The 15,612-nt window shown below is 36.3% G+C and carries 14 protein-coding genes; 5 read left to right on the top strand and 9 right to left on the bottom strand.

All coding sequences use genetic code 11. The annotated features are described in order from the left end of the window. Positions 1-18: 18 nt before the first annotated feature. From ACG916_RS20040 to ACG916_RS20030, 3 genes are read right to left on the bottom strand one after another with little or no spacing between them, the layout of a single operon-like run. On the bottom strand, positions 19-1,950 hold the full coding sequence (locus ACG916_RS20040) for an acyltransferase family protein (RefSeq protein WP_419328094.1): 1,932 nt from the start codon (positions 1,948-1,950) through the stop codon (positions 19-21). 38 nt (positions 1,951-1,988) lie between these two features. Beyond that, positions 1,989-2,906 (bottom strand): WaaZ-like lipopolysaccharide core biosynthesis protein, encoded by a 918-nt coding sequence (locus tag ACG916_RS20035; RefSeq protein WP_419328093.1) that lies wholly within the window; start codon positions 2,904-2,906, stop codon positions 1,989-1,991. 54 nt (positions 2,907-2,960) lie between these two features. Beyond that, a complete protein-coding gene (locus ACG916_RS20030) occupies positions 2,961-3,866 on the bottom strand; it encodes a glycosyltransferase (RefSeq protein ID WP_336953402.1) in 906 nt (301 codons plus the stop codon). 141 nt (positions 3,867-4,007) lie between these two features. On the opposite strand from ACG916_RS20030, the gene ACG916_RS20025 reads away from it, so the two are divergent. Then, entirely contained in the window at positions 4,008-4,814 is an 807-nt protein-coding gene (locus tag ACG916_RS20025; RefSeq protein ID WP_336953401.1) for a glycosyltransferase family 25 protein, read from the top strand. A 55-nt stretch (positions 4,815-4,869) separates the two neighbouring features. Here the strand turns inward: ACG916_RS20025 and ACG916_RS20020 are convergent, their stop codons facing one another. The 4 genes from ACG916_RS20020 to ACG916_RS20005 all read right to left on the bottom strand — a co-directional run bounded on the left by ACG916_RS20020 (position 4,870) and on the right by ACG916_RS20005 (position 8,840). Beyond that, the gene (locus ACG916_RS20020) at positions 4,870-5,733 is read right to left on the bottom strand and encodes a lysophospholipid acyltransferase family protein (RefSeq protein ID WP_419328092.1); all 864 of its coding nucleotides are present in this window, start codon (positions 5,731-5,733) and stop codon (positions 4,870-4,872) included. A 10-nt stretch (positions 5,734-5,743) separates the two neighbouring features. Continuing rightward, positions 5,744-5,962: a hypothetical protein gene (locus tag ACG916_RS20015; RefSeq protein WP_004723114.1), complete on the bottom strand. Its 219-nt coding sequence runs from the start codon at positions 5,960-5,962 to the stop codon at positions 5,744-5,746. Positions 5,963-6,100: 138 nt separating this feature from the next. Continuing rightward, entirely contained in the window at positions 6,101-7,885 is a 1,785-nt protein-coding gene (gene aspS, locus ACG916_RS20010) for an aspartate--tRNA ligase (RefSeq protein WP_336953399.1), read from the bottom strand. 193 nt (positions 7,886-8,078) lie between these two features. Then, positions 8,079-8,840, bottom strand: coding sequence for a DUF4184 family protein (locus ACG916_RS20005; protein WP_419328091.1), 762 nt, complete (start codon positions 8,838-8,840; stop codon positions 8,079-8,081). A 137-nt stretch (positions 8,841-8,977) separates the two neighbouring features. On the opposite strand from ACG916_RS20005, the gene znuD reads away from it, so the two are divergent. The 3 genes from znuD to ACG916_RS19990 all read left to right on the top strand — a co-directional run bounded on the left by znuD (position 8,978) and on the right by ACG916_RS19990 (position 13,723). Continuing rightward, positions 8,978-11,086: a zinc piracy TonB-dependent receptor ZnuD gene (gene znuD / locus ACG916_RS20000; protein WP_419328090.1), complete on the top strand. Its 2,109-nt coding sequence runs from the start codon at positions 8,978-8,980 to the stop codon at positions 11,084-11,086. Positions 11,087-11,436: 350 nt separating this feature from the next. After that, positions 11,437-12,900 (top strand): phospholipase D family protein, encoded by a 1,464-nt coding sequence (locus ACG916_RS19995; RefSeq protein ID WP_419328089.1) that lies wholly within the window; start codon positions 11,437-11,439, stop codon positions 12,898-12,900. Positions 12,901-12,976: 76 nt separating this feature from the next. After that, on the top strand, positions 12,977-13,723 hold the full coding sequence (locus tag ACG916_RS19990; RefSeq protein ID WP_419328088.1) for a hypothetical protein: 747 nt from the start codon (positions 12,977-12,979) through the stop codon (positions 13,721-13,723). 76 nt (positions 13,724-13,799) lie between these two features. On the opposite strand, the gene ACG916_RS19985 is transcribed toward ACG916_RS19990, so the two are convergent. Continuing rightward, the gene (locus tag ACG916_RS19985) at positions 13,800-14,249 is read right to left on the bottom strand and encodes a hypothetical protein (RefSeq protein WP_336953394.1); all 450 of its coding nucleotides are present in this window, start codon (positions 14,247-14,249) and stop codon (positions 13,800-13,802) included. Between the two features lie 169 nt (positions 14,250-14,418). Here ACG916_RS19985 and ACG916_RS19980 point away from each other — a divergent pair, with 169 nt between their 5' ends. Then, entirely contained in the window at positions 14,419-14,916 is a 498-nt protein-coding gene (locus tag ACG916_RS19980) for an RcnB family protein (protein ID WP_419328087.1), read from the top strand. A 162-nt stretch (positions 14,917-15,078) separates the two neighbouring features. Here the strand turns inward: ACG916_RS19980 and ACG916_RS19975 are convergent, their stop codons facing one another. Further along, positions 15,079-15,588, bottom strand: coding sequence for a phosphate-starvation-inducible protein PsiE (locus ACG916_RS19975; protein WP_419330713.1), 510 nt, complete (start codon positions 15,586-15,588; stop codon positions 15,079-15,081). Positions 15,589-15,612 lie beyond the last annotated feature (24 nt).

Raw genomic sequence — 15,612 nt, 5'->3', positions numbered from 1 at the left:
GCTGACCCAAATTTTTAACTAGTTTGAAGTAGATAAAAACTGTTTAAGTACTTTATATTTAGGCTGTTGAGTAAAATACTCTTCAGAGGACAATGAACCAAAAACAGATAAATGGCGACCATCCAAAGAGTAAGGAATACTTTCTTTTGCCATATGATTTGGTTTAAACAAATCTGCTTGAGTGAGCAATAACGTATTTGGATAGTGCTGAGTCGTATCTGTAATGAGCCGTGAAGCATTTTTTTGCTGTTTAGCTTTAACATTATCAAAATAACTATTTAGATTGAAATTTCGATGTAACCACAATGACCGTTTGTATAACATGCTAATGTTTGCATCAAATGCATAAGGCTCAGACATTACAATCACTTTCTTATGTGATTGATTCGCTAGTTCGAGCAAATTTTTAAAACTTTGTTCTTGATGCTGTTGCACAATATCGGACCAGCGACCTGCAAAAATTAATACACTATATCGATCTATATTGTTTTTTAAGTAATTTCGATTAATCATACATTGCTGGTAGGCCGTTGAATTCTTATCCCCTGTGAATTGATCATCCGTACTTGGATAACACCAATTTGTAGTAATTGCATGGATATTTAAGTTGAGTTTTTTACCCAGATAATGCCAAAAGGGAATATTATGTCCAGCAAAAGAATCACCAAATAAAAGTACTTTTTGAGCATCAGTTTGTTTCGATCCAATATGGCATTCAAGTCCTTGTTGACCTACCTTAAGGCTGTGATCATCTTTAATATTATAAAAACACCAGCCATTGGAAACCTTTGGCATTTCAAGTTTTTCATTGTGTTTTAAATAGAGTGAATCGGCACGATTTTTTAAACCGTCTTTATTTATATATGAATAGAGTGCGGATGAAGAGATCAGGATGATAAAGAATAATAAATAGGAGTAATATACCTTAATACTCACTAAATATTTTCTTGAACTTTCAATATGTTTATAGCTTAACCAGCCTAAAATAAAAGAGATCAGAATCCCTAGACTAATATTGACTATGTTTTTTTCAAAGAAAAAATATCCAAGTAAAAAGGCAACTGGCCAATGCCACAAATAAATAGAGTAAGAAGCACTGCCTATATTTTGAATAAATTTAAATTTGGTGAAAACTGAATTTTGTTGGTTAGCAATAAGAATAAGCATCGTTCCAATTACAGGAACTAATGCGTTATAACTTGGCCAGATTGTATCTTGACCAAACAGGACTAAGCTTAGTGCAATGAATGAAAAACCAACAAGTTCAAAAAAATATTTTATGGGTTGAGTTGGCGTATATGTTCTAAAATAATAATAAGCCAAGCCACCCGCAAGCAACTCCCAAGCACGAGAGGTGAGCTTAAAAAAAGCATAGATTGAGTCTTTAGAAGAGATATAAATTGAGAAGCTTAAAGATGAAATACATAATAAAATTAAAAATATTCCTAAGAATTTTTTATTTTGAATAATTTTAAAATATAAATAAACAAGAATAGGAAATAATATATAAAATTGCCATTCTACTGATAAAGACCATGTATGAAGTAAGGCCTTATCATGAGAACTTACTGCAAAATAATCACCTGCTTGACGATAATATAAGTCATTAGATAAAAAACTTAGACTATATTTTGCATCTTTAGCAAACAGTTTGAAGTCTTCTGGGATGAAAAAAAACCATCCGCAAATTGTCATGATTAAGATGACAAAGAAAAGTGCAGGAAAAATTCGTGTGATTCTTGCTAAATAAAAGTTTATAAAAGAAAAACTATTTTTTTCAAGGTTCTCAATAATGATTTTGGTCATTAGATAACCAGAAATAACAAAGAAAACATCGACACCTAAGAATCCAGCAGAAAATCCTGAAACCCCAAAATGGAATAGAACAACAAGTATTACAGCATAGGCGCGAAGCCCGTTGATATCATCACGGAAATTTTTGGTTTGCATATTAAAAACAAATTAAGAGCTAAGGTGAATCCAAAACTTTATAAAAGCTTTGGATCTAATTTCTCAAAAGACTCTATCGCACTTTTCAGTGAAAGATTGTAAACTTTAATATTCTGCTTGTTTAAATAGTGAGAAGCGGCCTCAAATGCTGGAAATATTTCCGTTAAGTATTGGTCAAGCATCGTTGGTTGTTTGTTACCGCTTTTTTCATAAAAACGTGGTTGATTAAAGTTATTCATATCTAAACCTGCTAAATAAATTTCTTCATAAGACAGAGAATAAATAATTTGTAATGCGACATATGACACTGTGAAATAATCAAAAATAGAATCACGAATATGCAGAGAAAATCCTTTACCATCTTCTAAATAAAAATAGTCTTGATGGGGATTAATAGTGAGACGGGGACCTAAAAATCGCTCAGTTACACCATCCGTAATCGTTTCAATGACTTTGATCTGACATTTAATTTGGTCAGGATTGATTCTTCTTAGAATGATGTCTAGACAGCGATGAGTGGTGAAAAAAGTACATTGACTTTGAAGTACTTTGAGTACTAAATCAAAACGATTTTTAGTAAAATTAAAGTCGATAATGACATAATATTTAAATTGAACATAGTCCAATGAGATTGAACCATTAATTCCGATATAATCTATATCTTGTCTTTTAAAAACATCTTCTGGGCATTTCTGAACGGAAGGACCAGTTGCAACCAGCATGCTTTTTTTACAAGAGCGTGTAGGCATAACTGAATTGTCAGCAATGAGTTTCTTACGAAAATACACCTGATCAATTCCACCAAGTTCATTCCTTTTAACGGAATAATAAGGCCAGTATTTACGATTATGTCGATGTGTTCTAGGATGGCTATGTTTATAAATAAATTTATAGATATTTCTTAAAACAAAATTTGAAAAGAATAATTGAATCGATTTTGGTGTTTTATGGTTCATATAGAGTCGTAATGAGAAAAGGATTGAAGATGGATAAAATGTCTATTCGACAATTTATCCATCTAAAGTAAATGTGGGCTTTTTAAATTTAGCTTTAATTTTTCGGATTTGCTTACTCAACCAATTGGTTTCTTGGTCTGGGCGAGTCACTTTATTCCCTTGGTAGTTAATTTGAGTTGCTTTTGAAAAAGTTCCAAAAGGTTCAATTAAATAATTTTCAGGTTTATAACCAAGCTCTAGTGCTTCCGCATAATATTGATCAAATAACTCAACTAAATCTTGGCGAGGATGAGGCATTATTTTGCCATCAAACCAATGTTTTTGATTCGCTTTGGCAAGACGTGGAATTGCATATTTATGACTAAATTGAGTTCCCATGTCCGAGTAGTGTAATACTTTGATTTGTTCGATCGCTAAGTCTTCACCATCAATATTATTATAAGAATCTTGATAAGGTTCAACTAATTGAGGCTTGTCTTTGATAAGACGCATTAAATTTTTATGACTCTCTGGATTCGTGCGGATTTCATCAAGTGGAGGGAGGTATTGTTTGGCTTTCTCACAATCCCATACACAAGTACATAAACGCGCTGTACTTTTCCCGCCTTTAGCGATAACGATTGCATCATTATTCATAGGGTGTGACCAAAGTTCTGCAATATCACAGAGTACGACCACATCAGCATCCATATAAATTGCGCGACCTGTGAAATTACATAACTCAGGTATTGCCCAACGGAAACCAGAAAAAGGTGTTGCCCATTTTTCTGTAGACCATCCATTACCTGTTTCTTGGTCGCTATACCACGGACTATTTATGTCATGACTAAGTTGCATCCAAATAAATTCAACATTATGCTGTGTATGTTTACGAACACTATGTTCTAATACCATGAGTTGTTCAAGATCACAGTTATTTGGATCGCAACCTACAAAAATTTTAATGTTTTCACTAATCATTATTTATAGCCCCTAAATCACATTTATTAGAGTGGTGCCGTATAGTATATCGCTAAATGCGAATAATTTAAATGAACATTGATCTTTATCGTGGAGTCGATCTCAAAATTAAATTTATGAGTAATTGTTGTAAGAGTTTTTATGAAAAAATTTGTCATTAGTTTATCAACTGCTCAAGAGCGCCGTAAGCATATTGTAGCTGAATTTACAAAACAAGAAGTAGATTTTGAATTTTTTGATGCGATTACGCCTGTGAATATAGACATCGCGACATCTAAACTTGGCCTGGTCGGGTATACAACAGCTTTACACCAAAATGAAGTCGGTTGCTTGCTGAGCCATATGCTGTTATGGAAAAAAGCAATAGATGAGCAACTCGATTATATTGCAATATTTGAAGATGATATCTATTTAGGTGATCATGCAAAAGATTTTTTATTGGATGATGTATGGATTCCAAAAGAATGTTCTGTGATTAAGTTAGAGGTCTTTTATAAAAAAATTGGTGTAGCGTTAAAACAACATAATCTCTCGGCTCCCGATGCCCGTAAGCTATTGTTATTACGTGAAGCGCATATGGGATGTGGCGGATATATCATATCGCAAGATGTAGCAAAAAAATTGCTGAATTTTATTGTTGAATCGAAAGCATTAATCCCTGTGGATCATTTTTTGTTTAGAGAGTGCCCAGAGCTAGAAGTGTATCAGCTTAGCCCCGCATTGTGTATTCAGGATATGATATTGACGAATGGTAATACACAGTTTCCAAGTGCCTTGGAAGAAGTTAGAAATATTAGAAAAGGGAAGTATCTGAAAAAGAAAAAATTGAAATTTAGTGATAAATTGAAAAAAGAATGTTCAAGAGTTATTAGACAAATTCAAAAAATGATGATTAAGCTGGCAAAATTTAGACAAGGCATTCGGACTGTGAAAATAAAATTTCGTTGAAACTAATGTTTTAGCTGTTAATTTTTGAAGTTCTGTTTGGTGGACATGAATTTGCTTATTTATACAAATTCCTGCCACCCTCTAATTTCCTAAATCGTTTATAGCCCCATAAATACTGTTCAGGAGCAATACTAATCATTCGTTCCATTTCTTTATTCAAGGTATCGACTGAAAGCTGTAAATCTTTAGAATTAATATTTTGTGATAGTGCGGTAAAATGTAAATCAAAACCTGAGAAATCAGAGCGGCGAACACAAGTTAAACCCACGACGGAACATTGGGTTTTTGCAGCAAGCTTTGAAAGTAAAGTTGATGAAAATGCTTTTTGCCCATAAAACTCAGAATAAATACCGCCAGACTCTTTGGGGATGTGGTCGGGAAGGATGGCAGTAAATCCACCTTGTTTTAAATGTTTAAATAAGGCCCGTACACCAGTATCATCAGTGGGTACTAATGTTGCATTTAAGCGTTGGCGAGACTCTAACATAAATCGATCTAAGTCTTTATCTCTACTTGGTTTATACATGATAACAGGATGAGTATGTTGGTTGATCCACGCATTCATGAGCTCCCATGCTCCAAAATGGGGTACCACACCAATACAGCCATTGGGATTCTTCAAGGCATTGAGAAAAATATCAGCATTATAAACCTGTTTAATTTGGGCTAAGGCGAATTCTGGAGAAGATCCCCAAATTTTAATTGACTCTGCATAAGTCATACATTGGCTTTTTAAACTGGCCTTAATCAGTTGATTGCGTTGTTGTTCATCAAGCTCGGGATACGCTGCTGTTAAATTCAATGCAGTGATACGTTTTGCTGAAGAATTACTCATAAACAATAAATTCCCCACACCTCTAGCAATACTTTGTATCATCCCTAGAGGTAATCGAGAGAAAGTTTTAAGTAGCTTATACATTTAATTAATATTAGTCGCGATCAGCATTGCCTTTCAACACCAAATAAATTAGTGCTGAAATAATAAAGAAACCAGCAATAAAACTGCTCATGCTGAAATATAGAATACGTTGATAAGTATCTAAATTAAACAACTGATGGCTTAGGATATAACGCATAAATCCCCATTGAACCACTGAAAATACAATGATAATAATTGTATGACGAAGTACATTAGGTCGCATAGCCATAGGTTTTCACCTCAAAAGTTAACTGCGATAGTATGCCATTTATGAGAACTTATCTCAATTAGAACCTATCGAAATAAAATGCATATGAAAAACAGAAAACCCTGCATAAAGCAGGGTTTTTGATGAAACAATTAAAAATTATTTAGATTCTTCAGCTTTCGGTTTTTCGCGTAAACGAATACCCAAGTCACGTAATTGATTTGGTTCAACTGGTGCAGGTGCTTGAGTTAATGGACACTCAGCAGTTTTGGTTTTCGGGAAAGCAATCACGTCACGGATAGATGATGAACCTGTCATCAACATCACTAAACGGTCTAGACCGAATGCTAAACCACCATGAGGCGGTGCACCGAATTTTAAAGCATTTAATAAGAAACTGAATTTTTCTTCAGCTTCTTCTTCGCCAATACCTAAAGCTTCAAAAATTGCTTTTTGCATTTCTAAAGTGTAGATACGCAATGAACCACCACCGATTTCGGTACCATTCAATACCATATCGTAAGCAACAGAAAGTGCTGCACCAGGATTGCTTTTCACTTCTTCAACACTTGATTTTGGAAGTGTGAACGGGTGGTGAACAGATGTCCATTTACCATCATCAGTTTCTTCGAACATTGGGAAGTCTACGACCCAAAGTGGCGCCCACTCGGTTGTTGACATGTTCATGTCATGACCGATCTTGATACGTAAAGCACCCATTGCATCATTTACAACTTTGGCTTTATCTGCACCAAAGAATACGATGTCACCGTTTTCAGCACCAACACGCTTTAACAAATCAAGCACGATTGGTTCGATGAATTTAACGATTGGAGATTGAAGACCTTCGATGCCTTTTTCAAGTTCGTTGACTTTAATATAAGCTAAGCCTTTCGCCCCATAAATTCCAACGAATTTAGTGTATTCATCGATTTGGCTACGTGGCAATGAGCCTGCACCAGGTACACGAAGTGCCACAATACGACCTTTAGGATCTTTTGCTGGGCCTGCAAATACTTTGAACTCAACGTCTTGCATCATGTCCGCAACGTCTACAAGTTTCAAAGGAATACGTAAATCTGGTTTGTCAGATGCATAATCACGCATTGCATCGGCATAAGTCATGCGCTGGAATTTGTCGAATTTCACACCAAGAAGTTCATTGAACATCTTAACGGTCATGCCTTCCATCAAATCCATAATATCGTCATCGTTTAAGAACGATGTTTCGATGTCGATTTGAGTAAATTCAGGTTGACGATCGGCACGTAAGTCTTCGTCACGGAAACATTTTGCGATTTGGTAATAACGATCTACACCACCAACCATCAACAATTGTTTAAACAATTGTGGTGATTGAGGGAGCGCATAAAAGCTACCATTTGAAACACGGCTAGGCACTAAATAGTCACGCGCACCTTCAGGTGTTGCACGTGTCAAAATGGGTGTTTCAACATCCAAGAAGCCGTTTTCATCTAAGTAGTTACGAATTAACGTGGTCACTTTAGAGCGGAAACGTAAACGGTCAATCATTTCTGGACGACGAATATCGAGGAAACGATATTTCAGACGGATTTCTTCAGAAATATTGGCATTTTCATCATTCAATGGGAATGGTGGAGTTTCAGATGCAGCAAGAACTTCGATTTCTTTACCTAAAACTTCGATTTGACCACTCACCATATTGGCATTTTCGGTGCCTTCATAGCGACGACGTACACGTCCTACAATTTTTAATACATATTCTGAACGTGCTTTATCCGCAGTTGCAAATGCTTCTGGAGTATCAGGATCGATGACGACTTGAACGAGACCATCACGATCACGCATATCAAGGAAAATCACTCCACCGTGGTCACGACGACGATGTACCCAGCCACAAAGCGTTACAGTCTGGTCAATTTGAGCTTCGGTTAAAGAACCGCAATAATGAGTTCGCATCATAGCGTTAAAAATCCAACTATATGGGTTAAGGAAGCGAGTACGTAAACAGCGCATCGCCTAAAAATGTAATGTGAGATTATGCCTCTTTGAGAGGTGAGTCACAAGGACTTGGGGCAAAAACTACCACATTGCAGAATAAATTTAAGCTAATTCCGAGAAAGTTTAAGTGACTCAATCGGCAAATAGAGCATCATTAAAAATATTTTTTATAATTTAAATAATGAAATAGTAGACAGCCAAAAGTAAAACAAAGAACAGAAGCTTGAGTAAAGGTTTTCATAAAGAAACCAATCAGTACATACAAATCAGTGTCTTGAGGAGCTAATCCTGTGATTTTGGCAATGTAAACATAATAAATGCAACCGCTAAAAAAAGAGGTTGTAAATAAGGCTATACAGAATATTTGTATTTTAGGATTTCGTATTTGATTGACTTTATATTTAAAAAAGTAATGTAACCCCATCCACATTAAAAACGGTAAAGCCACAACAGAACAGCCGATTTGTAGGACTTTATGCATAGGATAAATACGATCAAACATACTGACAGGTTGGGCTAAAAACTCTTTAAAAGCGAAAGTTCGAAAATCTAAATGGGTTAAACCGTCCCAAATAACATGAGTTGCTGTACCTAAGATAATCGCCAACACTATCCAAATTAGAAATTGAAAAAAATTTGAAAAAGAAGCAATGTTTAATGGTTTTTGAATGGCTAAAAACTTAAATAATAATGGGCGATATAAACTATACCAAAGCAAGCAGAACAATAATCCCACCAATAAATCTGGATAGATGATTCCTTTGAATTGATGATTTAAATAAATTTCAGTTTTAACCAATACTCTATACAAATCTGGTGTCATTGTGCCAATTGCGAGTGCAGCAATCGGTAAGCGATTTCCTGAAAGTTTGGACAAAGGCGGCGCTAAAATAGCATGTGAAAGTGTGAAGGGCATTAGGATATTAAAAAATTAAGCAATGGTTTTGATCTGATTCTATATAAAAAGCCAAAGAGCAAATGTTTTTTATTGCAAAAATATTGAAATGTTATAATATAACGTAATCCAAAAATACTGAGCTTTGAGAGCATCCCATGTCTTTTACCAAAAGCGCCCTAACACTTTCCATTTCTGCAGTTATTTCAACTTCTATTTGGGCGGAAGATCAAATCAATACTGAAAAAAATCCACAACAATTAGAGACCATTACAGTTGTTGGGCATCCCTTGGTCCGTTCAAGCCAAGATTTTGGTGTTGCAGATGAAACTGTTTCACGTGAAAAACTACAACAGGCTGGCACGACCTTAGGCGAAGCACTCAAAGATGAACTAGGGATTTATTCCAATACATTTGGGGCTGGCTCAAGTCGTCCTGTAATTCGTGGGCAAGAGGGTGCGCGGGTTAAAGTGACTCAGAATGCAACAGAAACCATGGATGTTTCAAGCTTGTCACCAGATCATGCTGTCACTGTAGATCCGCAACTTGCACAAAAAATTGAAGTTATTCGTGGACCATCAACATTATTATATGGGGCTGGGTCTGTGGGTGGCTTAGTCAATGTGGTTGACAGCAAGATTCCGACAGCGATGCCTGAAAATGGTTATGAAGGCAATGTTGGTCTGCGTTATAACACGGGCAACGATGAAAAAATGGCAAATGCTGGGGTGACTGTTGGATTAGGTTCAAATGTTGCATTACGTGTAGAAGGTTTAAAACGTGATGCCAATGATTACATTACCCCGAACTATATCGTAACAGAAGAACATGGTGATCATGCACATAGTACAAAAGAGCGTCGAGTTGGCAATACATTTTCAGAGTCTGAAAATGTAAATGTGGGCTTATCTTGGATCGGTGAACGTGGTTTTGCGGGTGTGTCTTATAGCAACCGCCAAGATCAATACGGTTTACCTGGACATAGTCATGAATATGAGTCATGCCATTTACATGGTTTATCACTCCACTGTGGTGGGCACGATGATGATCATGCAGGCCATGACCATGATGAAGGACATGGACATGGTGAGGAAGAGCATGATCATGCTGAAGCAGGGCCATGGATTGATATGAAAACAGAACGTTATGATTTCCGTTCTGAGCTCAATGAACCTTTTGCTGGCTTTAAAAAACTTCGTGCACAAGCAAGTTATACCGACTATCAACATGATGAAATTGAAGGAAGTACACCAATGACAACCTTCAAGAGCAAAGGTTATGAAGGTCGTGTTGAGTTGTTACACAATCCGATTGCTGCTTGGGAAGGCGTGTGGGGTGTTCAAGCCAGCCAGCAAAAATTAGATATCACAGGTGAAGAAGCGGTTCTTGCGCCAAATAAAACCCAAAAATATAGTGTATTTGGCTTAGAGCATCGCCAATTTGGTGATTTTCATGTGGAATTAGGGACTCGTTTTGATCATCAAACAGTGGATGTTGATTCAGCTCAAAAAGACTTTGATGGTAATGCATTCTCATATTCTGGTGCTGTGAATTGGGCATTTGCACCAAATTACACGCTCTCTTTAACGGGTTCTCATCAAGAGCGATTGCCTTTAGCACAAGAACTTTATGCTGATGGAAAGCATTATGCGACCAATACTTATGAATTGGGCAATCAAGACTTAAATAAAGAGAAGTCAAACAATGTGGAATTAGGTCTTCATTATGACAATGACAAGTTGAGCTATCATGTACATGTCTATCAAAATTGGTTTGATAACTATATTTATGCCAAAACTTTGGATCAATACGAAAACTTCCGTTTGATCAAATACAGTCAAGATAAAGCCAAGTTCTACGGGACAGAAGGTGAAGTCGCTTATCAGTGGAATGATGTGTATAAAACCAGCCTGTTTGGTGACTATGTACGCGGTAAAATTGAAGATGAAAATGCACCACGTGTTCCTGCTGGTCGTTTAGGTGCTCGTGTAAATGCTGAGTTTGATGAGCGTTGGTCTGGTCTAGCAGAATATTCACATGTGTTTAACCAAGATAAATTTGCGTCTTATGAACAAGAAACCAAAGGTTATAACATGGTGAACCTAGGTGTTGCTTATCAATATCCTTTGGCCAACAAACAAGAAGCGAAAGTATTCTTTAAAGCCAACAACCTGTTGGACGAGAAGATTTATGAACACACTTCTTTCTTATCGAATATTCCACAAATTGGACGTAACTTTGTCATAGGTATGGACTATAAGTTCTAATTATTTGCAATCATTCACCAAATCGTTATTGAAAAATAAAGGAATTCGACCTAGGCTCTAAGGGTCTGCCAATACTTCATCTGTATTTGCGACAACGAGTGTTTTTTAGAGGATACAAGGCATGATCTATGAAATTTAGTGATCTAAATGAGTAGGTCATAACGATGTAGCATCAAAAAACACTCTAGTCCCTCAAGGGTTGTGGTTAAAATTATCTCAAACATCGTTATGAAACTTGAAAATAGTCTCGCTATTCTCTTCATTTCATGCCTCGTTTGCTCAATTTTAGCCGACAACGCAAGTTATATATGAAATGTTGATAGATCCTAAATTGGTCTAGGTCTTTTCTTATGCGTATCTTCAATAAAATTCAAAACAAACTGAATTGGTCAAAACGTCGTTATTTCGGCATTATTATCGGCATATTGGCCTTAGGATATCTCTCATCTGCGATTTATCATGTTTATAAACCGCTTCCTAAAGGGCTGAATTTTACCGGACCATTGCGTCATGCCAATGTAAAATTTATTGCCGATGAAACTTATATTGATGCGCAAGGGAAGCAGCAACTTGATCAACATATCTTTGATCAAGTGTTACAGCTGATTAAGCAAGCCAAGACCACCATTGTGATCGATATGTTTCTATTTAACAGTGAAGTCGGCGATTCTAAAGTTCAGCAACGAGAATTAACCAAGCAATTAACCCAAGCCTTGATTAATGAAAAAATTGTAAACCCAAGCTTAGAAATTAAGTTTATTACCGATCCTATCAATTCTGTTTATGGTGGAATTCAGCCTGAACAATATCGTCAATTACGTTTAGGCGGTATTGATGTGATTGAAACGAATTTAACACCACTCCGCGCATCTAATCCTACTTGGTCTGGAATATGGTATTTATGTTGTCAGGATATTGGCAATAATCCAAATAAAGGCTGGCTGAATAATCCATTTGGTAAAGAAAAAATTACAGTCCGTAGTTATTTAAATTTATTTAATTTTAAAGCCAATCATCGTAAAACCATCGTGGTCGATACAGCGGAAGGTTGGAAAACCATCGTCACATCCGCCAATCCTCATGATGGTAGTTCACGTCACTCTAACATTGCATTAATGGTTGACGGGGCAACTGCAACAGATATTTTAAATACTGAACAAACCGTCGCGCATATGTCGGGAGGAGATACGCCTTTTGTTGCCTTTGGCAAACTACCTGAAAATCCGAATGATCCTCAGGTTCAAGTACTCACTGAAAAAGCAATTTATGATGCAGTCTTAAACATGTTGGCGTCAGCAAAAGCCAATGATCAAATTGATTTAGCCATGTTTTATTTGTCAGAGCGCCAAATTATTAAAGGTTTAGTTGCTGCCAAGCAACGTGGAGTGAAATTACGTATCTTGCTTGATCCCAATAAAGATGCATTTGGTCGTCAAAAAAATGGTATCCCAAACCGTCAAGTGGCTTCAGAGTTAAATGACGCAGGAATTGATGTGCGTTGGTGTAATACCCAAGGTGAGCAGTGCCATAGTAAGATGATCGTAAAGCATAATGCGCAATCTGCGGAAATGATTTTAGGTTCTGCCAACTTTACCGCACGTAATTTAAAAAATTATAATTTGGAAACTGATTTACGCGTGGTTGGCAATCCACAACAACAAGTCTTTATCGATGCTGAACAGTATTTTAATACGGCTTGGTCAAACTTAAATGGTCGTCAAATGAGTGTGGATTACAGCAAATACGCTGATGAGTCAAAACTTAAATACGGGGTTTACCGTTTTATGGAATGGAGTGGTTTGTCGACGTTTTAGTATTTATTTTGCCTAGATTCCTTTATCAATGAGGGAGTCTAGGTGGATAAGAAAAAGATAAGCAGAGTTAGAGTAAATGATTGAAACAATAAAAATATACTTAAATATTTATCAGCAGTTGATAGAAAAGTTTATTGAAAAAGAACAATTATCGATTCAGCAAAAAGATTTAATTTTTAAATCGTTAGCCACTCAGGTTGACATTGACATGCTCTCTAAGTTTGAAACACTCAATCAAGTTGAAATACCAATTGAATATAAAAGATTTTTAACTGAAATTGGTAATGGTACAGGGGATACCTGGGAAAGTGCTGGGATAGGACCTGATCTGGGAATTTTAAAAGTAATATTCCATAAGGACCAATGTCTAATTTTGGGGGATATTTTAATTGACCTGCAAACACCATTTCCATTTGTCGATGCATATAATTTGGAAAATTGGGAGGAACTTGCTGAGCAGTTTAACCAGTGGTTAGAAAAGTATAATACTGAATTTAGAGATAAATTATTTCAGCGCATCGAACCAACAACCGAAGAGTTTGAAAGATTTATTCAGCATCATGGTGAAAATCCACGTGATCAGTATTATGAAAACTTTGAGCTCAATGGGATTTTGCCTATTTGTGGAATTGGTTGTGGTGAATATTATTTTTTAGTCATTACTGGACCATCAAAAGGTGAGATATGGATCGATTCTCGAGATCTATGGGGTGGGATTGCGCCTATATTGGATGAGAGTGGAAGTAGACAAAAATTTGATAGTTGGTATTTCAATTGGTTGAAAGCAGAAGTACTGCATTTGCAAAATAAATTAAAAATATAAGTGAGTAAGAAGCTCAAGTCGATATTTGAGCTTCTTACCGCATAATTCTAAATTTTTGAGATTCATGTAGATTGAATTACTGCGGATTTGGTGGAACTAACTCATCCAAATCTTTATTTGAAATATGATCTAACTCATGTAAATCAGTTTTGATTTTCCATTGGCTTTCATCATCTACAGGTTTTGGGAGACGTGCCTCTAACCAGTCACACACCACATCAGGTGAAAAATCTGCATGGTTACATTGAATCACCCAAGCTAAAAATTGTTTCGCCTCACCATTCATATACGGAGGAGGAGATACGGGTAAAAACTGAGTCGGAAGACGTTCATTTTTAGAAATATAATTTAAAACGTGACCAAGTTCTTGCACAGTTTGCCAGGCTAAAGGGTGGTCAATATTGATTTGAAATTTAAACCACCATGCTTGTTTGCCATCTGAACCATAGCTATCAATAAATGCTTCTTGCACACTTGGGATTTTGCAAAAAAATTGATGTAAACGGTCAAAGCTCAGTTCAGCCACAATACAGCACTCATCAGATTAAAATTATATTTTATCAGATTGATGTCAGAATTTACCTAAGTTGATGTATAAACAATAAAGAAGATTAAATTTTGACTGCAATTCATCCATTATTTATCTTGAATGATATATTAAGCTGTTGTGTATACGTTCAAGTTTGGAGGTTGAAATGAAACAGATACTCAGTTTAAGTGTCTTGATGTTGATGCTTTCAGCAACTTCAACAATGACATGGGCAGACGCTAAAGATTGGGCGAATTATCGCAGTGTTGAGCGGCCTCAAAAGAAATATCCAACAACGACCTATAAATATACAGATCAATATGGCCGCCAAATGTCACAGGAGATTCCTGTTCGACCTCAATACCAGCATTCCTATCCAACGTACCCAAGTTATCCAAATAGGCCCTATCCGCATCCAAATGCCCCATATCCAAGTTACCCACCACAAAATGGTGTGACGATTATTTATAATCACCAGTTTCCAACTCAGACTGAGTATTCCGGTACTAGCTATGGTTATGTAAATGGAGAGGGCGGTCATATAGAAAGCTCACAATACACCTTAATTAGTGATTGGCGCCGTTATGGTTTACCTGATCCTCAGGTTGGTATGCATTGGATTTTCCAAAATGGTCGTTATTTACAAGTGCCTAATAATCGTTGAACATGATTTAAAAACGTCATTATGATCAATATGAATGCATACAAGAGTTTTAACATATTAAAAAGCCCCTTCTCCTTGTTGTTTTGCGCTCCAATAAAGTATTGTTTTGATTTTGCTTAGGAAGAAGGGCTTAGGTTTAGATTAAGAGGAGAGGGGGGCAGACTAAGCCAACTCATCGTCTTCTGGTCGCGGTGTTTTACCGTGTGGTAATGATTTTTCAGTGTGCTTATCACGAATAACAGAAGGATATGTCCAAGAAGCATATCTCACGATCAAAATTGCAATGGCTAAGATTAAAACTGACCCTGTGATAATCACTAAATCCATATCGGCTTTATGGTCATGCTGAATATCTGAAATTAGTAATCGCGTGAGTGCGGTGATTGCGATATAGATTAAGAAACGTACAGGCATGTGATTGGTCTTAAAATAGATCCCCACCATTGCGCCTAATTCCAAATAGATGAATAACAACAAAATATCATCAATACTGGCGTATTGTTTCATGGTTAAAATTTCAATAATTGTATGTACCGCTGACCAAGCGATCATACAGCCAATGATAAACAACGCAATATAATGAAATGCTTCTACTGCAATATAGAGGTGGATCAGGAAATTTGAACAACACTTATAAGTGATATTTTGCTCCCCAAATGATGTTATAAACATCAATATATGGAGTATTTTATGGCA

The sequence above is a fragment of the Acinetobacter legionensis genome, assembly GCF_048552295.1.
Lineage (GTDB): Bacteria > Pseudomonadota > Gammaproteobacteria > Pseudomonadales > Moraxellaceae > Acinetobacter.
Note: the sequence above shows the minus strand (reverse complement) of the source record. Positions and strands in the feature narration are given on the sequence as shown.